Source organism: Endozoicomonas sp. 8E, from assembly GCF_032883915.1.
Lineage (GTDB): Bacteria > Pseudomonadota > Gammaproteobacteria > Pseudomonadales > Endozoicomonadaceae > Endozoicomonas_A.
On sequence record NZ_CP120717.1, the window covers coordinates 3,500,411 to 3,524,962 of the forward strand.

The following is a 24,552-nucleotide window of genomic DNA, read 5'->3' on the forward strand; positions in this document are numbered from 1 at the left end:
AGAGACATTTCCAGAATGAAAGTTCATAACAGGCTGGTTAGTGAAACTAACAAAATGACTTTCAGTGTCTGCAGGTTGGTTTCACTCAGTGACAACAGACCATGAATGATACCTTCGCAGTTCAATGATTTTTACTATGCCATCCTCGCTGGAGGTGATCACCTGGCTGCCATCGGCGTTAAAGGTGGCCGATGTGACCACGACATCATGGACAATGGTGGCTTTTTCTGACCATGACCCATCATCCTGCTGACCAATGATTTTCACCGTTTTTTTATGGTAGGCATTAGTCAGAACATGGCGGCCATCAGGGCTGAAGGCGGCTGATTCGATCAGAAATTTATGAGAAAAGCTGGCCCTTTCTTCCCATAAGCCACTGGCTTTTCTGCTACAAATTTTCACTGTGCCATCCTCGCTGGCAGTCACCAGATGGCGGCTATCGGGGCTGAAGGTGGCCAGGTTGACGGTATTCCAGTGTTGAGTGACGGTATTTTCTTTCCATGATCCATCGGATTGCTTCTCGTAGATTTTCGCCTTGCAATCCTCACTGGCGGAGACCACATAACGACCATCGGCGCTGAAGCTGGCTGACAGGACAGGCCCATTATGAGGGATGGCATCTTTTTCTTCCCATAATCCACCGTCCTTCTTGCTATAGACTCGCGCCATCTTATCGCTACAGGCGGTTACCAGGTGGCAGCCATCTGTACTGAAATTGGCTGAATAGACAGAAGTCCTGGGAAGGGTAGCTGTTAACTCCCATGATTGATCCTCCTTTTGGCTATGGATTTTCACTACAGTATCCAAACCGGCGGTCACCAAATGCTGACTATCGGCGCTGAAGCTGACTGATGTGATCCAACCACGATGGGAAATGGTGATGTTTGGTTCCCACGATTTATTGCACCTGTGAATATATATCTTCTGCCCGTGACTCCCAATGGTGGTCACAATATGTTGACTATCCGGGCTGAAAATTACTTTTCTGAGCCTTCCGGTATGGGGAATATTGGTTTTTTTTTCCCATGTTCCATCAGCCTTGCAGCGGAAGATGTTTGCTGTATCGTCACCATTGGCGGTGACCAGATAGCGACCGTCAGCACTGATTACGACAGAGTGGAGACTACTGAGGCGAAACATACGCATGTGCTCGTCAAAGCTGGCGGTCGAGTTGGCTTTATAAGTTTTGTCGATGGCGGCTTTAGTGACTAATTCAAAGGTATCACATTTAGACATCAGCTCAGTTTTGGTGAAGAATAACAGACCTGGTAAATAAAAACCCTCCGTTCGGTGATCTGCGAATGAATTGACTAACGCCTGATCATTCGAAAACGACTCAAACCACGCACGAATTTGATTCTCGTTTTTTGTAGCCATGGCCATCCTCAGTTGCTCCTGGTGCGATGAAGAAAACTGCCGATACCAGGCTTTTGCCAGTGCGTTATCTTGCTTGATAACGTCGTGAAGACGGGTAGACACCATTTGTAAACTGCGAATATCCCGAAGTTTCAAATGGCAAAAAATCATGGAAAGTGTATCTAAGTCTAAATCTTGCAATGAAAGTTTCTGCTTTTCTTTGTTGTCAGCAACAGAGACGGACCTGCCCGCATTGTTACCCGATAGTGCCAGCGCTCTGGTTCGAGCTCGCGTCAGTGGTGGTTCAAAACCGGAACTATTGACTCCATGCATGTCTGGATCCTGCAAAACTGGTGTTTATTCTTGATCACCGGGGAGGGTTAAAAATTATTTAATTAGTCAGAGACATTTCCAGAATGAAAGTTCATAACAGGCTGGTTAGTGAAACTAACAAAATGACTTTCCGTGCCTGCAAAATGGTGTCACTCAGTGACAGCAGACCATGAATGTTTCCATCGCAGTTCAGTGATTTTTACTATACCGTCCCGACTGGAGGTGACCACCTGGCTGCCATCGGCGCTAAAGGTGGCCGATGAGATCCAGTCATCATGGGCGATGTTGGCTTTTTCTGACCATGACCCATCATGCTGCTGACCAATGATTTTCACCGTTTTCCTGTAGCTGGCAATAGTCACTATATGGAGACCATCAGGACTGAAGGTGGCTGATGTGACCCAACCAGTGTGGAGAAAGGTGGTTTTTTCTGCCCATAAGCCATTGGCTTTCAGGCCGTAGATTTTTAATGTGCCATCATTGCTGGCAGTTACTACGTGGCGGCCATCGAGGCTGAAGGTGGCAGAGTTGACTCTTTTCCTGTGTTCAATGATGGTATTTTCTTCCCAGGATCCATCGGCCCTCTTGCCATAGATTTTCGCCTTGCCATCCAGACTGGCGGTGACCACATAGCTACCATCGGCGTTGAAGGTGGCTGACATGACAGCTCTATCATGGGGAATGACACCTTTTTTTCCCATGATCCATCGCCCTTCTGGCTAAGTATTTTCGCCTTCTTATGCTGACAGACGGTCACCACATGGCAGCCATCGGTGCTGAAAGTGACTGAATGGACAAACTCGTTATGGGGAAGGGTAAGGGTGGCCGTTAATTCCCATGATCCATCATCTTTCTGGCTATGGATTTTCGCTGTGCCATCCCAACTGGCGGTCACCACATGTCGACTATCGGAACTGAAAGCGGCTGATATGACCAGATAACCATGGGAAATGGTGGTGTTTGATTCCCATGATTCATTGCACCCCCGATCATAGATTTTCGCAGTGTGATCTCCACTGGCGGTGACTACATGGTGGCTATCGGGGCTGAAAATTGCTGATTTGACCCATCCTTCATGAGGAATGGTTGTTTTTATTTCCCATGATCCATCAGGCTTGTGGCCGTAGATTTTTGCCGTCAGGTCTGCATTGGTGGTGACCAGATAGCGGCCATCAGCACTGAGGGTCGCTGAGTTGACTTCATTGTCCTGACTCATACGGATGCGATCGTTTAATGAGGTGGTTGAGTCAGCTTTATAAGTTTTGTCAATGGTGGCTTTTGTGACTAATTCAAAGGTTTCACATTTAGACATCAGCTCAGCCCTGGTGAAAAATAACACAGCAGGTGAATAAACACTCATCGGCTGGCGATTTGTGAGTAACTCGACTGACGCTTTATCATTCGAAAATGACTCAAACCATGCACGAAGTTGATCCTTGTTTTTTGTGCTGATGGCCATCCTTAATTGATGCTGATGTGCTGAAGTAAACTGGCGATACCAAGCTTTTGCCAGAGCGTTATCTTGTTTGATAACGTCACGAAGACGGGTAGATACCTTTTCTAAACTGCGAATATCCCGAAGTTTCAGATGGCAAAAAATCATGGAAAGTGTATCTGAGGCTAAATCTTGCAATGAAAGTTGTTGTTTTTCTTTCGTGTCAGCTGCAGAGACGGACCTGCCCGCACGGCTACCCGTTAGTGCCAGCGCTCTGGCTCGAGCTCGCGTCAGTGGTGGTTCATAACCGGAACTATTGATTCCATGCATGTCTGGATCCTGCAAAGCTGGTGTTTATTCTTGATCACCAGGGAGGGTTAAAAATTATTTGGTTAGTCAGAGACATTTCCAGAATGAAAGTTCATAACAGGCTGGTTAGTGAAACTAACAAAATGACTTTCAGTGTCTGCAGATTGGTGTCACTCAGTGACAGCAGACCATGAATGATTCCTTCGCAGTTCAGTGATTTTTACTATACCGTCCCGACTGGAGGTGATCACCTGGCTGCCATCAGCGCTAAAGGTGGCCGATGAGAGTCGGTCATCATGGACAATGGTGGCTTTTTCTGACCATGACCCATCATCTCGCTGACCCATAATTTTCGCCGTTTTATCAACGCTGGCAGTCACCAGATGGCGGCCATCAGGGCTGAAGTTGGCTGATATGACAAAACCCTTATGAGAAAAGGTGGTTTTTACTTGCCACAAGCCATTGGCTTTTCTGCTGTAAATTTTTACTTTGCATTCGTAGCCGAGAGTCACCAGATGGCGGCTATCGGTGCTGAATCTTGCCGAATTGATCGAGTGGTGAATGGTGGTATTTTTTTGCCATGATCCATCGGCCTTCTTGTCGTAGATAATCGCCTTCCGTCCAAGACCGGTGGTGACCACACTGCCAGTGTCGCCGCTGAAGGTGGCAGACAAGATACCACCAACATAGGTAATGGTATCTTTTTCTTCCCATGATCCATCGTCCTTCTGGCTATGGATGGTCACCGTGATATCAGAGGTGGTTAATACATGGCAGCCATCGATGCTGAAAATGGGTGGATGGAGATAATCGTTATGGGGAAGGGTGGCCGTTAACTCCCATGATCCATCGTTCTTCAGGCTATGGATTTTCGCTGTGACCCTACTGGAGGTCACGATATATCGACCATTGCAGCTGAAGGTAGCTGAATTGACGGCACGATTATGGTGAATGAGGGTGTTTGGCTCCCATGAGTCATCACAGCTCAGACCATATATCTTCGCCGTACCATCCGAACTGGCGGTGACTAGATGACAACCATCGGGGCTGAAAATCGCAGATTCGACCCCACCGTCATGGGGAATGGTGGTTTTTTTTTCCCATGTTCCATCAGGCTTATGGCCGTAGATTTTTGCCGTATTGTCTCCATCGACGGTCACCAGATAGCGGCCATCGGCACTGAGTTCGGCCGAGTGGACTGTATAGATGCGTCTAATTCGGATGAGATCGTCAATGCTGTTGTCGTCTTTATAATTTTTGTCAATGGTGGCTGTAGTGACTAATTCAAAGGTGTCACATTCAGACATCAGCTTAGCCTTGGTGAAAAATAACAGACCAGGTGAATAAAGACCCGTCGGCCGACAATCTGTGAGTGACTCAACTAACGCTTTATTATTCGAAAATGACTCAAACCACGCACGGAGTTGATCCTTGTTTTTTGTAATGAGGGCCATCCTCAGTTGCTGCTGATGGGCTGAAGTAAACTGGCGATACCAAGCTTTTGCCAGAGCGTTATCTTGCTTGACAAGGTCGCGAAGGCGGGTAGATACCTTTTGTAAACTGCGAATATCCCGAAGTTTCAAATGGCAAAAAATCATGGAAAGTGTATCTGAGTCTAAATCTTGCAGTTTAAGTTTTTGCTTTTTTTTCTTGCCAGCTGCAGAAACGGACCTGCCCGCATTGTTACCCGTTAGTGGCAGTGCTCTGGCCTGAGCTCGCGTCAGTGGTTTTTCAAAAGCGGAATTATTGATTCCATGCATGTCAGGATCCTGCAAAGCTGGTGTTTATTATCGATTACCGGGTGAGTTTGAAAATTATTTGGTTATTCAGAGGCAGTTCCAGAATGAAAGTTCATAACAGGCTGGTCAGTGAAACTAACTAAATGACTTGCAGTGTCTGCAGGATGGTGTCACTCAGTGACATCAGACCATGAATGATTCCTTCGCAGTTCAGTGATTTTCACTATGCCATCCTCACTGGATGTGATCACCTGGCTACCGTCGGCGCTAAAGGTGGCCGATGAGAGCCAGCCATCATGGACAATGGTGGCTTTTTCTGACCATGACCCATCATCTTGCTGACCAATGATTTTCGCCGTTTTGTCATAGCTGGCAGTCACCACATGGCAGCCATCAGGGCTGAAGCTGGCTGATATGACCATACTCTTATGGGAAAAGGTGGCTTTTTCTTCCCAAAAGCCATTGGCTTTTCTGTCGCAAATTTTTGCTGTGTGATCATAGCTGGCAGTCACCAGATGTCGGCCATCGGGGCTGAAGGTGGCCGATTTGACAGGTCCCCTGTGTCGAATGACGGTATTTTCTGCCCATGATCCATCAGTCTTCTTGTTGAAGATGATCGCCTTGCAATCCAGAATACTGGCAGTGGCTACACAGTCACCATCGGCGCTGAAGGTGGCTGACATTGCACTGCCACTATGTTCAATGACATCTTTTACTTCCCATGATTGATTGTCCTTCTGGCGATGGATTTTCACCGTCCTATCCTGACAGGCGATCAACACGTAGCAGCCATCGGTGCTGAAAGTGGCTGAATAGACAGCACAATGATGGGAAAAGATGACTGATAACACCCATGATCCATCATCTTTCTGGCTATGGATTTTCGCTGTGTTATCCAAACTCGCGGTCACGATATGTCGACCATCGGTGCTGAAGGTGGCTGATAAGATGAGACCATCATGAGTAATGGTGGCTTTTGGTTCCCATGATTCATTGCATCCCAGACCATAAATCTTCGCCGTGCCATCACCACAGCGGGTCACTGCATGGTGACTATCGGGGCTGAAATTCGCTGATTTGACCCATCCTTCATGAGGAATGGTTGTTCTTATTTCCCATGATCCATCAGGCTGGTGGCCGTAGATTTTAGCCGTATTGTCGCCATTGGCGGTGACCAGATAGCGCCCATCAACACTGAGGGCGGCTGAATTGACTCTATTGAGGTGTCTTATGTGGATACTATCGACTAAATCGAGGTCTGGGTTGGGTTTATGAATTTTGTCAATGGTGGCTTTAGTGACTAATTCAAATCTTTCACATTTGAACATCAGTTCAGCCCTGGTGAAAAATAACAGGGCTGGTAGAAAAACACTCGTCGTCTGACGATCTGAGAGTGACTCCAGTAACGCCTGATCATTCGAAAACGACTCAAGCCAGGCTCGGAGTTGATTCTTATCTTTTCCGGCGATGATCATCCTTAGTTGAGACTGGTGTTCTGAAGAAAACTGGCAATACCAGGCTTTTGCCAGAGCGTTATCCTCTTTGATACTGTCGCGAAGGTAGGTGCATACTTTCTGTAAACTGCGAATATCCCGAAGTTTCAAATGACAAAAAATTAAGGACAGTGTCTCTGTGGGTAAATCCTGTAATGAAAGTTTTTGCTTCTCTTTCGTGTCAACTACTGTGCTGGATCTACCCTGATGGTTACCTGTTGATGCCAGCGCTCTGGCTCGAGCTCGCGTCAGTGGTGGTTCATAACCGGAATTATTGATTCCATGCATGTCTGGGTCCTGCAAAGCTGGTGTTTATTATCGATTACCGGGTGAGTTTGAAAATTATTTGGTTATTCAGAGGCAGTTCCAGAATGAAAGTTCATAACAGGCTGGTCAGTGAAACTAACTAAATGACTTGCAGTGTCTGCAGGATGGTGTCACTCAGTGACATCAGACCATGAATGATTCCTTCGCAGTTCAGTGATTTTCACTATGCCATCCTCACTGGATGTGATCACCTGACTGCCGTCGGCGCTAAAGGTGGCCGAAGAGAGCCAGTCATCATGGACAATGGTGGCTTTTTCTGACCATGCCCCATCATCCTGCTGACCAATGATTTTCGCCGTTTTGTCATAGCTGGCAGTCACTACATGGCGGCCATCGAGGCTGAAGTTGGCTGATATGACTGAACTCTTATGGGAAAAGGTAGCTTTTACTTTCCACAAGCCATTGGCTTTTCTGTCGTAAATCTTTACTCTGCAATCGTTGCCGACAGTCACCAGATGGCGGCTGTCGGTGCTGAATCTGGCTGAATTGACCCAGTGTCGAATGGTGGTGTTTTTTTTCCATGATCCATCGGCCTTCTTGCCATAGATTTTCGTCTTCCATTCAAGACCGTTGGCGACCACATAGTCAGCGTCGGCGCTGAAGGTGGCCGACAAGGCATTACCAACATGGGTAATGGTATCTTTTTCTTTCCATGATCCATCGTCCTTCTGGCTATGGATTTTCACTGTGTTATCTCGAGAGGGGGTTAACACATGGCAGCCATCGGTGCTGAAAATGGCTGGATTGACCTTAGACTGATTGGGAAGGATGGCCGTTAACACCCATGATCCATCGTTCTTCCGGCTATGGATTTTCGCTGTGCCATCCCAACTGGCGGTCACGATATGTCGACCATTGGTGCTGCAGGAAGCTGATTTGACGATACCATAATGGTGAATGATGGTGTTTGGCTCCCATGATTCATTACAGCTCAGATCATATATCTTCGCCGTACCATCCGAACTGGCGGTGACTACATGATGTCCATCGGGGCTGAAAATCGCTGCTTCGACCCGTCCTTCATGGGGAATGGTGGTTTTTTTTCCCATGTTCCATCAGGCTTATGGCCGTAGATTTTTGCCGTATTGTCTCCATTGGCGGTCACCAGATAGCGGCCATCGGCACTGAGTTCGGCCGAGTTGACTCTATTGATGCGTCTAATGTGGATGAGATCGTCAATGCTGTCGGTTGAGTGGGTGTTATAAGTTTTGTCAATGGTGGCTTTAGTGAGTAATTCAAAGGTATCACATTCAGACATTAGCTTTGCCCTGGTGAAAAATAACAGACCAGGTAAATAAACACTCGTCGGTCGGCGATCTGCGAGCGACTCGGCTGACGCTTTATTATTCGTAAATGACTTAAACCACGCATGGAGTTGATCCTTGTTTTTTGTACTGATGGTCATCCTTAATTGATGCTGATGTGCTGGAGTAAACTGGCGATACCAGGCTTTTGCCAAGGCATTGTCTTGTTTGACAAGATCGCGAAGGCGAGTACATACCTTCTGTAAACTGCGAATGTCCCGAAGTTTCAAATGACAAAAAATCATGGAAAGTGTATCTGAGGCTAAATCTTGCAATGAAAGTTTTTGCTTTGCTTTCGTGTCAGCTAAAGTGATGGTCCTGCCTGCATTGTTACCCGTTAATGCCAGCGCTCTGGCTCGAGCTCGCGTCAGTGGTGGTTCAAAACCGGAATTATTGATTCCATGCATGACGGATTCCTGCAAAGTTGTTATTTATCTTTGATCAACAAGGACGGTTAAAAATTATTTAGTCAGTCAGAGTACATTTCAGAATGAAAGTTCAGAACATGCTGGTCAGTGAAACTAACAAAATGACTTTTGGTGCGCACAACCGCCTTTCACCACCCCTGTCAGGAATACATAGACTCGTAAAAAATGCCCAAAATCTGAATGATCGTCCACTGCCTTTCCTTCAAAGACTACCTGATTCAGGTCAGGCCGGTGATCACGGCTGAAACCCTGGCAGATATGAATACAGTTCAAGTCGTAAGTACTCAGCCAGAAATATTCGATTCCGTATGGCTGAGTACTTACGAACATTGGAGTCATTTGTGATACGGGCATCAATGTATTCGGCCATCTTTAACTCCGACACTAGTGGCAACCAAGCCAAGGTGGTTGAGGTTCTTAAACTGGTATTGAGCTGGAGACATGTTGATATACCTGAATATCTGTTCATTTCTTTGACCACAAATTTTAGGTAAATGTCAACCGGGATGGTGGAAGGCAGATGAGAAGTTCACAAAAAAACAAAACGGCCTTATCGAGGGTTCGATCACTGCTTCTGCTGGTGACGATAATATTTGGTGGGCCGCTGCATGCACTGGAATTAGTCGACTCAAGCCCGCTACCAGTCTATTTTCTGTCTTCCCATAAGTTAGCTGAACCTGAACAGCCCGATCCTCTTCGATGGACCTTGACTCCCATGCTTTTAGGCCCTGTGGGCCCAAGGCGTGGGAAGGAGTTGTTGGAGTTTTACGTGCCCCCTGAAGTTCTGGAGAGCACTTCTAGTGGACTGATCGCCGGGGGCGCCGCAGGAGGTTGTGATGGCGATAAGCCTCCTGACGGAAACATCGGGAGTCCTGACCCAGAGCCCCAACCTGACCTTACCCTTATTCCTGATCCTGTCCAAACTTGTCTGCAGCAAAAAAAGCAACTGCTTATAATATTACAAATCAAACGACTATGGGCGATTATTACAGGCCAAACCACGCTGGCCCGGATTTTGTCAGACCGGATCACGGTGATTGAAGTCGATCTTCTTGATCTGGAAAGATCAGACCCTGGCACGATTCAACCAGGGCTGGTTCAGACATGGCTGGCAGAGAATGGTCAGGAACTCAGAGTTTACCGTGAGATGGTTTCTGGCAAATATTCTGGCCGACAGACGGGTAACGGGAAAAAGAATTCATCCTCCCAAACGACCAAAGCATCAACGACCGCGACAACAGGTCAGACCGGCCAGACAAGCGGATCTGCTGGCCGTAACAGGGGAACCCGTTCGACAGGTGCCAATGGTTGTGGAGGCGATGACCCACTGAAACCCTCAGCTGAGCAGAATGCCGGACATTCGGTCGTCGCTTGTTCGAAGTGTGACAAGGCATTGAATCCACAGGAATTAGGACGTGTAGCAAATCAGACAGCAGCTTCAGCGTTGTTGTGCAACACGTGCCTGTCGGGCATTCAAGGTAACAAAAGGGTAAGACGAATCCGGGAAGAAGCAGAAGCGGATTCATCAGAACATGCACCGAAAAAAAAGAAGGGCCCGGGTAGAAAGAGAAATAATTCAACAGCTGTTGCTGAACCAGCGGCCAAAAAAAAGAAACCGCCAGACACTCAAATTCCCGATGATCCGTTAAAAAAAGTAAAAGCAAATATCAAGTACGAATTAAGTCAGGAAGAGCTGAAAAAAGTGCAAACCCTGATGGCTGTATTCAAGGAAAAAAACATCACTGCCAAGGACACTTTTTATAGGCTGCTTGGTTCCGTAGATAGAGATTCTTTTAATGGCTTCTTCGATAATGCCGCCGCCTTTTTCGGGCACCTTTCTGAAAACTTCAAAAATACAGGTATGCTGACCGGCATGCTGAATAATAGCAAAAAACATATCCGTAGTTTTGCAGAGCGTAGCCAGGATGAACTCGAATATTTAGCGAGTTTAGATGTGGTGACTTCTTTCTCGTCCATGAATAATGGCAAAGGTGTGCCCACACATGAGCAAGTGAAAGCAATGCTGGGCTGGTCTGAATGGAAAGACAAGGATGGCGAGTTCAATATTGAACTGTTCCGCTCTTTCTCGTCCATGAATAATGGCCACGGCGTACCCAAACATGAGGAAGTGAAAAAGGTGCTGGGCTGGCCGGAATGGAAAGACAAGGATGGCGAGTTCAGTATGGAGCTGTTCCGCGCCTTCTCGTCTATGAATAGGAGCAAGGGCATGATTAAACATGAGGAAGTGAAAGAGGTGCTGGGCTGGCTGGAATGGAAAGACAAGGGTGGCGAGTTCAATATGGAGCTGTTCCGCGCCTTCTCATCTATGAATCATGGCAAAGGCATCCTCAAACATGAGGAAGTGAGAGAGGTGCTGGCCTGGTCGGAATGGAAAGGCAGGGATGGCGAGTTCAGTATTGAGCTATTCCGCTCCTTCTCATGTATGAATCATGGCAAAGGCATGATTAAACATGAGCAAGTTGAAGAGGTGCTGGGCTGGCCGGAATGGAAAAACAAGGATGGCGAGTTCAATATGGAGCTGCTCCGCTCCTTCTCATCCATGAACAATGGTAAAGGCGTGCTCACACATGAGCAAGTGAAAGAGGTGCTGGGCTGGCCGGAATGGAAAGACAAGGATGGCGAGTTCAGTATGGAGCTGTTCCGTACCTTCTCGTCTATGAATCATGGCAAAGGCGTGCTCAAAAAAAAGGAAGTGAAAGAGGTGCTGGGCTGGCCGGAATGGAAAGACAAGGATGGCAAGTTCAGTATGGAGCTGTTCCGCGCCTTCTCATCTATGAATCATGGCAAAGGCATCCTCAAACATGAGCAAGTGAAAGAGGTGCTGGGCTGGCTGGAATGGAAAGACAAGGATGGCGAGTTCAACATTGAGCTGTTCCGCACCTTCTCGTCCATGAATAGCAGCAAGGGCATGATTAAACAAGAGGAAGTGAAAGAGGTGCTGGGCTGGCCGGAATGGAAAGAGAGGGATGGCGAGTTTGATACGAAGTTGTTCCGATCCTTCTCGTCAATGAATAGTGGCAAAGGCATGCTCAAACATGAACAAGTGAAAGAGGTGCTGGGCTGGCCGGAATGGAAAGACAAGGATGGCGAGTTCAGTATGGAGCTGTTCCGCACCTTCTCGTCCATGAACAGTGGTAAAGGCATGCTCAAACATGAGCAAGTGAAAGAGGTGCTCGGCTGGCCGGAATGGAAGGACAAGTATGGCGAGTTCAGTATGGAGCTGTTCCGCTCCTTCTCATCCGTGAATAATGGTAAAGGCGTGCTCAAAAAAAAGGAATTGAAAGAGGTGTTGGACTGGATAGGTTGCCAGGGGGTGCCCAATCACAGGCTACTGCGAATCGTGCCCAGGCTCTGGGTATCAGAAGGGCTACCTGCTATCAAGATGCTGCAACACCGGGAAACACAACTGAAACAGTTACTGCTTACAGAGCTCACCGGAGAACATAGCAACCCGGATAATGAAGGAGAGGATAAATACAATCGCCAGATAAAAACAGTCGCTCTTTATCTTTCCACTCCTAAGCCGGACTGGTCACTAACATGGACGGTTTTAAAAGAGTTCTGCCAATTTCATGAACAGACTAAAACGATTCTGATGCTGGAATCACTGATAGGGCTTTTATCTTCTTCTGGAGGTAAAAGCGTCAAACGCTACCTTCAGGCTAATCAACAGGATCGGCATTTCTTGTGGCGTCATTCAATGAGAGCCGTGCCTTTGCGCGTGTTAAATAGAGCAATGTTCCTGTGTTCTTTCGATGAAGACAGGGAGCGTTTTGTCTATTTTGTCAAGCGGCTGAAGTCATTGCCGGATAAAAGACTATGGGAGCAGTACTTAGCCCGGTTGCAACCCTTGTCGGCGGTGCTGAAACTCGACTCTATGCAAAGGCTCTATCTGGAAATCCTGCAACCCTTAACAAAGGATGATCAGCTGCGTTTTCTGGATGCCAGCCACGCCCGGGTTGTATTCGACCTGTTTCCCTCGTTGAGCGCCCTGCAAAAACTCAGCAAAGAGCATTCTTGCCATTGGTTAAAGAAGCTGCTTGAAGCCTGCCTGCAACTAAAAACCCATGACATCACTAAAGAAGGCATCCAGATACTGTTTGAAGCGCTGCTTAAAACCCATAGTCTTCTAGCCTGGGATAACGATATCCCCGATCACTTTCTGTCCGGGATGCGAACAACCGACAATAACCATGTTGAGATACCTGTCTCCGGACTTATCCCATCAGGAGAACAGTTGGCCCTGAGCTATATCGCTGTCTTGATGCAGAACCTCAACGAGATGTCCTTTACCGTCAAAGGGCTGTGGCTTGAGGTTGAGGTGCCAGGTGACGGAGTTCAAAACTACCGCTTTCCAATGCCACAACTGGAAATACAGGATGAAAAAATGGCCATCAGCAACTGGTCAGAGGAGCAGTTCAGGACTGTTTTGAAAATCACCCGGATATCTGAACACTATTATTTGACTGCAGATCAATGGCAGAAACTGGATAACGTTCAATTCAGGCAAGCTGAAGCCTATCAGCCAGAGAATGAGTTGGAACCACAAAAACAGGCGTTTGGCAGTTTATGGTTAAAGCTCAATCAGACAGAAATTTTTGGCAGCGAAATACTGAATTTACTGGAGGAGTACGAGAGTGAAATGGAGCTTATGCATACAGTGACTCTCCTTAAAAAAGCCAGAATCGATAGCGCTACTCACATACTGGAAGAATGGCGGCAACGGGCATGCAGTAAAATAGAACAGTTAAAAAAGCAAGACCCTTTATTATCCGATGTTGCTCCTGATGTTTATCAGGGTTGTCAGGAACTGGAGTTGCTTGATGAATGTGGGAGTATTTTCTAAAAAGACTTGTGTCGTCTGATAAAACTTATAAAAACAAACTGTCTGTCAACTCCGTTCATGGCAAGCTTGCCAGTGCGGTGCTATAAAATCTAGCGCAAACGTGAATCATCAGGCCTAAGCCGGATGACGTACGAATTTTTTCCACTCGCGAATGGATTCACAGAAGCTGATTTTATTAGCCTGGATCTATGAGACGCTCACAACAAAAAAAAGCCGCCTGCTCGATGGTCCGATCACTGCTTGTGCTAGTGGCGATGTTGTTTGGGGATTCGCTGCATGCATTGGAATTAGTAGGCTCAAGTCCGCTACCAGCTCATTTCCTGTATTCCCATAAGTTAGCTGAACCTGAACAGCCCGATCCTCTTCGAGGGTGTCACGAGTTGACTCCCGTCATTCCCGCGAAGGCGGGAATCCACACTGACTCACCACCAGAACCGTACTGCCCGGTGCCCCCCTGGCTTTGTCATCCCCGAGAAGGCAGGGATCCACCGTTGGCGCTGGATTCCCGCCTTCGCGGGAATGACGACCTCAGAGCATGGGAACGAGCTGTTGGAGTTTTGCGACACCCTCCGGAGCGTGGGAACGAGTTGTTGGAGTTTTACGTGCCCCCTGAAGTTCTGGAGAACACTTCTAATGGTCTGATCACCAAGGGCGCCGCAGTAGGAGATGATGACGATAAGACACCTGATGGAAACAGTGGGAGTCCTGACCCAGAGCCCCAACCTGTCCTTACCCTTATTCCTGATCCTGTCCAAACTTGTCTGCAGCAAAAAAAGCAACTGCTTATAATATTACAAATCAAACGACTATGGGCAATTATGACAGGCCAAACCACGCTGGCCCGGATTTTGTCAGACCGGATTATGGTGATTGAAGCCGATCTTCTTGATCTGGAAAGGTCAGACCCTGCCAGAATTCAACCGGGGCTGATTCAGACATGGCTGGCGGAGAACGGTCAGGAACTCAGAGTTTACCGTGAGACCGTTTCTAGCAAATATTCTGGCCGACAGACAGGTAACGGGAAAAAGAATTCATCCTCCCGAACGACCAAAGCATCAACGACCGCGACAACAGGTCAGATCGGCCAGACAAGGGGACCTGCTGCCCGTAACAGGGGAATCGATTCGACAGACGTCAATGGTCGTGGAGGCGATGACCCACTGAGTCCATCAGCTGAGCAGGATACGGGTAACTCAATTGTCACTTGTTCAAAATGTGACAAAGTACTGAATCCACAGGAATTAGAACGTGTAGCAAATCAGACAGCAGCTACAGCGTTGTTGTGCAACAAGTGCCTGTCGGGCATTCAAGGTAACAAAAGGGTAAGACGAATCCGGGAAGAAGCAGAACCGGATTCACCAGAACCCGCTCTGAAAAAAAAGAAGGGCCCGGGTAGAAAGAGAAAAAATTCAACAGCTGTTGCTGAACCAGCGGCCAAAAAAAAGAAACCGGCAGACACTCAAACTCCCGATGACCCACTGGAAAAAATAAAAGCAAACATCGAGTACGAATTAAGTCAGGAAGAGCTGAAAAAAGTGCAAACCCTGATGACGGTATGCAAGAAAAAAAACATCACTGTAAAAAACACTTTTTATAAGCTGCTTGGTTTCGTAGAGAGAAATTCTTTTTATGGCTTTTTTGATAATGCCGCCGCTTTTTTTGGGCACCTTTCTGAAAATGTCAAAAATACAGGCATGCTGACCAGCATGCTGGGTAATAAAAAAAAATATATCCGTAGTTTCGCAGAACGTAGCCTGAGTGAACTCGAATATTTAGCAAGTTTGGATGTATTGAATTCCTTCTCGTCCATGAATAATGGCAAAGGCGTGCCTACACATGAGCAAGTGAAAGCAATACTGGGCTGGCCAGAATGGAAAGACAGGGATGGCGAGTTCAATACGAAGTTGTTCCGATCCTTTTCGTCTATGAATCATGGCAAAGGCATCCTCAAACATGAGCAAGTGAAAGAGGTGCTGGACTGGCCGGAATGGAAAGACAAGGATGGCGAGTTCAGTATGGAGCTGTTCCGCTCCTTCTCATCCATGAATAGCAGCAAGGGCATGTTTAAACGTGAAGAAGTGAAAGAGGTGCTGGGCTGGCCGGAATGGAAGGACAAGGATGGCGAGTTCAGTATGGAGCTGCTCCGCGCCTTCTCGTCTATGAATCATGGCAAAGGCATCTTCAAACATGAGCAAGTGAAAGAGGTGCTGGGCTGGCCGGAATGGAAAGACAAGCATGGCGAGTTCAGTATGGAGCTGTTCCGCTCCTTCTCATCCATGAACAGTGGTAAAGGCATGCTCAAACAAGAGGGAGTGAAAGAGGTGCTGGGCTGGCCAGAATGGAAAGACAAGGATGGCGAGTTCAACATGGAGCTGTTCCGCTCCTTCTCGTCTATGCATCATGGCAAAGGCATGCTCAAACATGAGCAAGTGAAAGAGGTGCTGGGGTGGCCGGAATGGAAGGACAAGTATGGCGAGTTCAATATGGAGCTGTTCCGCTCCTTCTCATCCATGAATAGTGGCAAAGGCGTGCTCAAACAAAAGGAAGTGAAAGAGGTGCTGGGCTGGCCGGAATGGAAAGACAAGGATGGCGAGTTCAGTATGGAGCTGTTCCGCTCCTTCTCATCCATGCATAGTCAGAAAGGCATGTTCAAACACAGGGAAGTGAAAGAGGTGCTGGGCTGGTCGGAATGGAAAGACAAGGATGGCGAGTTCAGTATGGAGCTTTTCCGCGCTTTCTCATCTATGAATCATGGCAAAGGCATCCTCAAACATGAGCAAGTGAAGGAGGTGCTGGGCTGGCCGGAATGGAAAGACAAGGATGGCGAGTTCAGTATGGAGCTGTTCCGCGCCTTCTCATCCATGAACAATGGCAAAGGCATGCTCAAACAAAAGGAAGTGAAAGCGATGTTGGATTGGCCGGAATGGAAAGACAAGGATGGGGAGTTCAGTATTGAGCTGTTCCGCGCCATCTCATCTATGAATCATGGCAAAGGCATCCTCAAACATGAGCAAGCGAAAGAGGTACTGGGCTGGCCGGAATGGAAAGACAAGGATGGCGAGTTCAACATTGAGCTGTTCCGCGCCTTCTCGTCCATGAATAGCAGCAAGGGCATGATTAAACATGAGGAAGTGAAAGAGGTGCTGGGCTGGCTGGAGTGGAAAGACAAGGATGGTGAGTTCAGCATGGAGTTGTTCCGTTCTTTTTCGTCTATGCACGCCACAAGGGGCATGCCCAAACAAAAGGAGGTGAAAGAGGTACTCGGCTGGCCGGAATGGAAACACAATAATGGTGAGTTCAATATAAAGCTGTTCCGCGTTTTCTCGTCCATGGATCACAGCCAAGGCTTGCCCAAACATGAGCCTGTGAAAAAAGTGCTGGACTGGATAGGTTGCCGGAGGGCGCCCAATCACAGGCTACTGCAAATCATGTCCAAGCTCTGGGTATCAGCAGGGCTACCTGTTATCAAGATGCTGAAACACTGGGAAACACAACTGAAACAGTTACTGCTTACAGAACTTACCGGAGAACAAAGCAACCCGGATAATGAAAGAGATGACGAATACAATAGCGACTCAGATGATGAAGAGGACAAATACAATCGCCCGATAAAAACAGTCACTCTTTACCTTTCCACCTCTAAGCCAGACTGGTCGCTAAAATGGACTGTTTTAAAACAGTTCTGCCAGTACCATAAAGAGACTAAAACGGCTCTGATGCTGGAATCATTGATAGGACTTTTATCTTCTTCTGGAGGGAAAAGTGTCGAGCGCTACCTTCAGGCTAATCAACTGGATCGGCATTTTTTGTGGCGTCATTCAATGAAAGCCGTGCCTTTGCGCGTGTTAAATAGAGCAATGTTACTGTGTTCTTGCGATGAAGACAGGGAGCGTTTTGTCTTTTTTGTCAAGCGGCTGAAGTCATTGCCGGATAAAAGGCTATGGGAGCAGTACTCAGCCCTGTTGCAACCATTATCGGCGGTGCTGAAACTCGACTCTATGCAAAGGTTCTATCTGGAAATCCTGCAACCTTTAACAAAAGATGATCAGCTGCGTTTTCTGGATGCCAGCCATGCCCGGGCTGTATTCGATCTGTTTCCCTCGTTAAGCGCCCTGCAAAAACTCAGCAAAGAGCATTCTTCCCATTGGTTAAAGAGGCTGCTTGAAGCCTGCCTGCAACTAAAAACCCATGACATCACCAAAGAAGGCATCCAGATGCTGTTTGAAGCGCTGCTCAAAACCCATAGTCTTCTACCCTGGGATTACGATATCCCCGATCACTTTTTGTCCGGAATGCAAACGACCGACAACAAACATGTTGAGATACCTGTCTCCGGACTTATCCAATCAGGAGAACAGTTAGCCCTAAGCTATATCGCTGTGCTCATGCAGAACCTCAACGAGGTGTCCTTTACCGTCAAAGGGCAATGGCTTGAGGTTGAGGTGCCAGCTGACGGAGTTCAAAACTACCGCTTTCCAATGCCACAGCTGGAAATACAGGATGAAAAAATGGCCATCAGCAACTGGTCAGAGGAACAGTTCAGGACTGTTTTGAAAATCACCGGGATATCTGAACACTATTATTTGACCGCAGATCAATGGCAGAAACTGGATAACGTTCAATCCAGGCAAGCTGAAGCATGTCAACCAGAGAATGAATTGGAACCACAAAAACAGGCGTTCGGCAGTTTATGGTTAAAGCTCAACCAGACAGAAATTTTTGGCAGCGAAATACTGAATTTACTGGAGGAGTACGAGAGTGAAATGGAGCTTATGCATACAGTGACCCTCCTTAAAAAAGCCAGAATCGATAGCGCTACTCACATACTGGAAGAATGGCGGCAAAGGGCGTGCAGAAAAATAGAACAGTTAAAAAAACAAGACCCTTTATTATCCGATGTTGATCCTGATGTTTATCAGGGTTGTCAGGAACTGGAGTTGCTTGATGGGTGTGGGAGTATTTTATAAAAAGACTTGTGTCGTCTGATAAAACTTATAAAAACAAACTGTCTGCCAACTCCGTTGATGGCAAGCTCGCCAGTGAACTGCTATAAAGTTTGCCGCAAACGTCAATCAATAGGCCTGAGCCGGACGACGCACAAATTTTTCCCAATAGCGAATGGATTCACAGACGCTGATTTTTTAAGCCTGGATCTATGAAACGCTCACAAAAAAACAAAACGGCCTTATCGAGGGTTCGATCACTGCTGGTGACGATAATATTGGGTGGGCCGCTGCATGCAGTGGAATTAGTCGGCTCAAGTCCGCTACCAGCTCATTTCCTGTATTCCAATAAGTTGGCTGAACCTGGACAGCCCGATCCTCTTCGAGGGTGTCACGAGTTGACTCCCGTCATTCCCGGCTTAATTCTCGTCATTCCCGCGAAGGCGGGAATCCACACTGACTCACCACCAGAACCCTACTGCCCGGTGCCCCCCTGGCCTTGTCATCCCCGAGAAGGCAGAGATCCACCGTTGGCGCTGGATTCCCGCCTTCGCGGGAATGACGACCTCAGAGCATGGGAACGAGCTGTTGGAGTTTTGCGACAGCCTCCGGAGCGTGGGAACGAGTTGTTGGAGTTTTACGTGCCCCCTGAAGTTCTGGAGAACACTTCTAATGGTCTGATCACCAGGGGCGCCGCAGTAGGAGATGATGGCGATAAGCCACCTGACGGAAGCAGCGGGAGTCCTGACATAGAGCCCCAACCTGACCTTACCTTTATTTCTGATCCTGTCCAAACTTGTCTGCAGCAAAAAAAGCAACTGCTTATAATATTACAAATCAAACGACTATGGGCAATTATGACAGGCCAAACCACGCTGGCCCGGATTTTGTCAGACCGGATCATGATAATTGAAGCCGATCTTCTTGATCTGGCAAGGTCAGACCCTGGCACGATTCAACCGGGGCTGCTTCAGACATGGCTGGCAGAGAATGGTCAGGAACTCAGAGTTTACCGTGAGATGGTTTCTGGCAAATATTCTGGCAGGCAGATGGGCAGCGGGAAAAAGAACAAATCCTCCCGAACGACCAAAGCATCAACGACCGCGACAACAGGTCAGACCGGCCAGACAAGGGGATCTGCTGCCCGTAACAGAGGAACCGGTTCGACAGGCTTCAATGGTCGTGGAGGCGATGACCCACTGAAACCCTCAGCTGAGCAGCATACCGGACATTCGCTTGTCGCTTGTTCGAAGTGTGACAGGGCATTGAATCCACAGGAATTAGAACGTGTAGCAAATCAGACAGCAGCTTCAGCGTTGTTGTGCACCAAGTGCCTGTCGGGCATTCAAGGTAACAAAAGGGTAAGACGAATCCGGGAAGAAGCAGAACCGGATTCACCAGAACCTGCTCCGAAAAAAAAGAAGGAGCCAGGTAGAAAGAGAAAAAATTCAAAAGCAGCTGCTAATGCACCACCGGCCAAAAAAAAGAAACCGCCAGACACTCAAATTCCCGATGATCCGTTAGAAAAAGTAAAAGCAAATATCAACTACGAATTAAGTCAGGAAGAGCTGAAAAAAGTGCAAACCCTGTTGGCGGTCTTCAAGAAAAAAAACATCACTGTAAAAAACACTTTTTATAAGCTGACTGGTTTTGTAGATAGAAAGTCTTTTAATGGCTTCTTCGATAATGCCATCACTTTTTTTGAGCATCTTTCTATAAACGTCAAAAATACAGGTATGCTGACCGGCATGCTGAAAAATAGAAAAAAACATATTCGTAGTTTTGCAGAGCGTAGCCAGGATGAACTCGAATATTTAGCGAGGTTAGAGGTAGTGACTTCTTTCTCGTCCATGAATAATGGCAAAGGCGTGCCCACACATGAGCAAGTGAAAGCAATACTGGGCTGGCCAGAATGGAAAGGCAGGGATGGTGAGTTTAATACGAAGTTGTTCCGGTCCTTCTCGTCAATGAATAGTGGCAAAGGCATGCTCAAACATGAACAAGTGAAAGAGGTGCTGGGCTGGCCGGAATGGAAAGACAGGGCTGGCGAGTTCAGTATGGAGCTGTTCCGCGCCTTCTCATCCATGAATCATAGTAAAGGCATCCTCAAACATGAGCAGGTGAAAGAGGTGCTGGGCTGGCCGGAATGGAAGGACAAGCATGGTGAGTTCAATATGGAGCTGTTCCGCTCCTTCTCATCCCTGAACAATGGTAAAGGCGTGCCCACACATGAGCAAGTGAAAGAGGTGCTGGGCTGGCCGGAATGGAAAGACAAGGATGGCGAGTTCAACATTGAGCTGTTCCGCGCCTTCTCGTCCATGAATAGCAGCAAGGGCATGTTTAAACGTGAAGAAGTGAAAGGGGTGCTGGGTTGGTCGGAATGGAAAGACAGGGCTGGCGAGTTCAGTATGGAGCTTTTTCGCGCCTTCTCATCCATGAATAGTGGTAAAGGCGTGCTCAAAAAAAAGGAAGTGAAAGAGGTGCTGGGCTGGCCGGAATGGAAGGACAAGCATGGCGAGTTCAATATGGAGCTGTTCCGCTCCTTCTCATCCGTGAACAATGGTAAAGGCGTGCCCACACATGAGCAAGTGAAAGAGGTGCTGGGCTGGCCGGAATGGAAAGACAAGGATGGCGAGTTCAACATTGAGCTGTTCCGCGCCTTCTCGTCCATGAATAGCAGCAAGGGCATGATTAAACATGAAGAAGTGAAAGAGGTGCTGGCTTGGTCGGAATGGAAAGACAGGGCTGGCGAGTTCAGTATGGAGCTTTTTCGCGCCTTCTCATCTATGAATCATGGCAAAGGCATCCTCAAACATGAGCAAGTGAAAGAGGTGCTGGACTGGCCGGAATGGAGGGACAAGGATGGCGAGTTCAGTATGGAGCTGTTCCGCTCCTTCTCATCCATGAACAATGCTAAAGGCATCCTCAAACATGAGCAAGTGAAAGAGGTGCTTAGCTGGTCGGAATGGAAAGACATGCATGGCGAATTCAACATTGAGCTGTTCCGTTCCTTCTCATCCATGAATGGTAGCAAAGGCATGCTCAAACAAGAGGAAGTGAAAGAGGTGCTGGGCTGGCCGGAATGGAAGGACAAGGATGGCGAGTTCAGTATGGAGCTGTTCCGCGCCTTCTCATCCATGAATCATGGCAAAGGCATCCTCAAACAAGAGGAAGTGAAAGAGGTGCAGGGCTGGCCAGAATGGAAAGACAAGGATGGCGAGTTCAACATTGAGCTGTTCCGCGCTTTCTCGTCCATGAATAGCAGCAAGGGCATGATTAAACATGAGGAAGTGCAAAAGGTGCTGGACTGGCTGGAATGGAAAGACAAGGATGGCGAGTTCAATATGGAGCTGTTCCGCGCCTTCTCATCCATGAACAGTCGTAAAGGCATGCTCAAACAAAAGGAAGTGAAAGAGGTGTTGGGCTGGCCGGAATGGAAGGAAAAGGATGGCGAGTTCAGTATGGAGCTTTTCCGCGCCTTCTCATCCATGAATAGTAGCAAAGGCATGCTCAAACAAGAGGAAGTGAAAGAGGTTCTGGGCTGGCCGGAATGGAAAAACAGGGATGGTGAGCTCAATATGGAGCTGTTTCGCTCGTTCTCGTCTATGAATAGCGGTAAAAGCATCCTCAAACATGAGCAAGTAAAAGATTTGCTCGCCTGGCCGGAATGGAAAGACAAGCATGACGAGTTCAACATTGAGCTGTTCCGCGCCTTCTCATCCATGAACAGTGGTAAAGGCATGCTCAAACATGAGGAAGTGAAAGAGGTGCTGGTCTGGTCGGAATGGAAAGACAAGGATGGCGAGTTCATTATGGAGCTGTTCCGTTCCTTCTCGTCTATGAATCATTGCAAAGGCATGCTCAAACATGAGCAAGTGAAAGAGATGTTGGGTTGGCCAGAATGGAAACACAAGGATGGCGAGTTCAATATGGAACTGTTCCGCGCCTTTTCATCTATGAACAATAGTAGAGGTATGCCCAAACATGAGAGCGTGAAAGAGGTGCTCGGCTGGCCAGAATGGAAACACAAGGATGGCGAGTTCAATATGGAACTGTTCCGCGCCTTTTCATCTATGAACAATAGTAGAGGTATGCTCAAACATGAGAGCGTGAAAGAGGTGCTCGGCTGGCCAGAATGGAAACACAAGGATGGCGAGTTCAATATGGAACTGTTCCGCGCCTTTTCATCCATGAATAATAGAAGAGGTATGATCAAACATGAGAAAGTGAAAGAGGTGCTGGACTGGATAGGTTGCCGGAAGGTGCCCAATCACAGGCTACTGCAAATCATGTCAAGGCTCTGGGTATCAGCAGGGCTACCTGCTATCAAGATGCTGCAACACTGGGAAACTCAACTGAAACAGTTACTGCTTACAGAACTTACCGGAGAACACAGCAACCCGGATAATGAAGGAGATGACGAATACAATAGCGACTCAGATGATGAAGAGGACAAATGCAATCGCCAGATAAAAACAGTTGCTCTTTATCTTTCCACCCCTAAGCCAGACTGGTCGCTAACATGGACAGTTTTAAAACAGTTCTGCCAATACCATAAAGAGACAAAAACGGTTCTGATGCTGGAATCATTGATAGGGCTTTTATCTTCTTCTGGAGGGAAAAGTGTCGAGCGTTACCTTCAGGCCAATCAACAGGATCGACATTTTTTGTGGCGTCATTCAATGAAAGCTGTGCCTTTTCGCGTGTTAAATAGAGCAATGTTCCTGTGTTCTTGCGATGAAGACAGGGAGCGTTTTGTCTTTTTTGTCAAGCGGCTGAAGTCATTGCCGGATAAAAGACTATGGGAGCAGTACTCAGCCCGGTTGCAACCTTTATCAGCGGTGCTGAAATTCGACTCTATGCAAAGGCTCTATCTGGAAATCCTGCAACCCTTGACAAAGGATGATCAGCTGCGTTTTCTGGATGCCAGCCACGCCCGGGTTGTGTTTGACCTGTTTCCCTCGTTGAGTGCTCTGCAAAAACTCAGCAAAGAGCATTCTTGCCATTGGTTGAAGAAGCTGCTCGAAGCCTGCCTGCAACTAAAAACCCATGACATCACCAAAGAAGGCATCCAGATACTGTTTGAAGCGCTACTCAAAACCCATAGTCTTCTCCCCTGGGATCACGATATCCCCGATCACTTTTTGTCCGGGATGCAAACGACCGACAACAACCATGTTGAGATACCTGTCTCCGGACTTATCCAATCGGGACAACAGTTGGCCCTGAGCTATATCGCTGTGCTCATGCAGAACCTCAACGAGATGTCCTTTATCGTCAAAGGGCAGTGGCTTGAGGTTGAAGTGTCGGGTGATGATGTTCAGACCTACCGCTACCCAATGCCACAGCTGAAAATACAGAGTGAAAAAATGGAAATCAGCAACTGGTCAGAGGAACAGTTCAGGACTGTTTTGAAAATCACCGGGATATCTGAACACTATTATTTGACTGCAGATCAATGGCAGAAACTGGATAACGTTCAATCCAGGCAAGCTGAAGCCTATCAGCCAGAGAATGAATTGGAAACACAAAAACAGGCGTTTGGCAGTTTATGGTTAAAGCTGAACCAGACAGAAATCTTTGGCAGCGAAATACTGAATTTACTGGAGGAGTATGAGAGCGAAATGGAGCTTATGCATACAGTGACCCTCCTTAAAAAAGCCAAAATCGATAGCGCTACTCACATACTGGAAGAATGGCGGCAAAGGGCGTGCAGAAAAATAGAACAGTTAAAAAAACAAGACCCTTTATTATCCGATGTTGATCCTGATGTTTATCAGGGTTGTCAGGAACTGGAGTTGCTTGATGGGTGTGGGAGTATTTCCTAAAAAGACTTGTGTCGTCTGATAAAACTTATAAAAACAAACTGTCTGTCAACTCCGTTCATGGCAAGCTTGCCAGTGCGGTGCTATAAAATCTAGCGCAAACGTGAATCATCAGGCCTAAGCCGGATGACGTGCGAATTTTTCCACTAGCGAATGGATTCACAGAAGCTGATTTTATTAGCCTGGATCTATG

At 47.4% G+C, this 24,552-nt stretch carries 9 protein-coding genes and 2 pseudogenes; 3 read left to right on the forward strand and 8 right to left on the reverse strand.

Features of this window, described 5'->3' with window-relative positions:
- Positions 1-81: 81 nt before the first annotated feature.
- The 8 genes and pseudogenes from P6910_RS11635 to P6910_RS11665 all read right to left on the reverse strand — a co-directional run bounded on the left by P6910_RS11635 (position 82) and on the right by P6910_RS11665 (position 8,703).
- On the reverse strand, positions 82-1,689 hold the full coding sequence (locus tag P6910_RS11635; RefSeq protein ID WP_317146404.1) for an F-box/WD repeat-containing protein: 1,608 nt from the start codon (positions 1,687-1,689) through the stop codon (positions 82-84).
- A 149-nt stretch (positions 1,690-1,838) separates the two neighbouring features.
- Positions 1,839-2,318 carry a WD40 repeat domain-containing protein gene (locus P6910_RS11640; protein WP_410493930.1) on the reverse strand — a complete coding sequence of 160 codons (480 nt, stop codon included), beginning with the start codon at positions 2,316-2,318 and terminating at the stop codon, positions 1,839-1,841.
- Positions 2,319-2,390, reverse strand: a pseudogene (locus P6910_RS26820) (hypothetical protein); the annotation flags it as partial.
- A 170-nt stretch (positions 2,391-2,560) separates the two neighbouring features.
- A pseudogene (locus tag P6910_RS11645) lies at positions 2,561-3,454 on the reverse strand (F-box/WD repeat-containing protein); the annotation flags it as partial.
- Between the two features lie 149 nt (positions 3,455-3,603).
- Positions 3,604-5,193 carry an F-box/WD40 repeat-containing protein gene (locus P6910_RS11650; RefSeq protein ID WP_317146406.1) on the reverse strand — a complete coding sequence of 530 codons (1,590 nt, stop codon included), beginning with the start codon at positions 5,191-5,193 and terminating at the stop codon, positions 3,604-3,606.
- A gap of 149 nt (positions 5,194-5,342) precedes the next feature.
- The gene (locus P6910_RS11655) at positions 5,343-6,953 is read right to left on the reverse strand and encodes an F-box/WD repeat-containing protein (RefSeq protein ID WP_317146407.1); all 1,611 of its coding nucleotides are present in this window, start codon (positions 6,951-6,953) and stop codon (positions 5,343-5,345) included.
- A gap of 149 nt (positions 6,954-7,102) precedes the next feature.
- The gene (locus tag P6910_RS11660; RefSeq protein WP_317146408.1) at positions 7,103-8,041 is read right to left on the reverse strand and encodes a hypothetical protein; all 939 of its coding nucleotides are present in this window, start codon (positions 8,039-8,041) and stop codon (positions 7,103-7,105) included.
- On the reverse strand, positions 7,966-8,703 hold the full coding sequence (locus P6910_RS11665) for an F-box protein (RefSeq protein WP_317146409.1): 738 nt from the start codon (positions 8,701-8,703) through the stop codon (positions 7,966-7,968). Before P6910_RS11665 ends, P6910_RS11660 begins: the two co-directional genes overlap by 76 nt.
- A 541-nt stretch (positions 8,704-9,244) precedes the next feature.
- Between P6910_RS11665 and P6910_RS11670 the strand changes: the two genes are divergently transcribed.
- The 3 genes from P6910_RS11670 (at position 9,245) to P6910_RS11680 (ending at position 24,362) form a co-directional block, all read left to right on the forward strand.
- Positions 9,245-13,591: a hypothetical protein gene (locus P6910_RS11670; RefSeq protein WP_317146410.1), complete on the forward strand. Its 4,347-nt coding sequence runs from the start codon at positions 9,245-9,247 to the stop codon at positions 13,589-13,591.
- Between the two features lie 254 nt (positions 13,592-13,845).
- A complete protein-coding gene (locus P6910_RS11675; RefSeq protein WP_317146411.1) occupies positions 13,846-18,558 on the forward strand; it encodes a hypothetical protein in 4,713 nt (1,570 codons plus the stop codon).
- A 188-nt stretch (positions 18,559-18,746) separates the two neighbouring features.
- Positions 18,747-24,362 (forward strand): hypothetical protein, encoded by a 5,616-nt coding sequence (locus tag P6910_RS11680; protein WP_317146412.1) that lies wholly within the window; start codon positions 18,747-18,749, stop codon positions 24,360-24,362.
- The last annotated feature ends 190 nt before the right edge of the window (positions 24,363-24,552 follow it).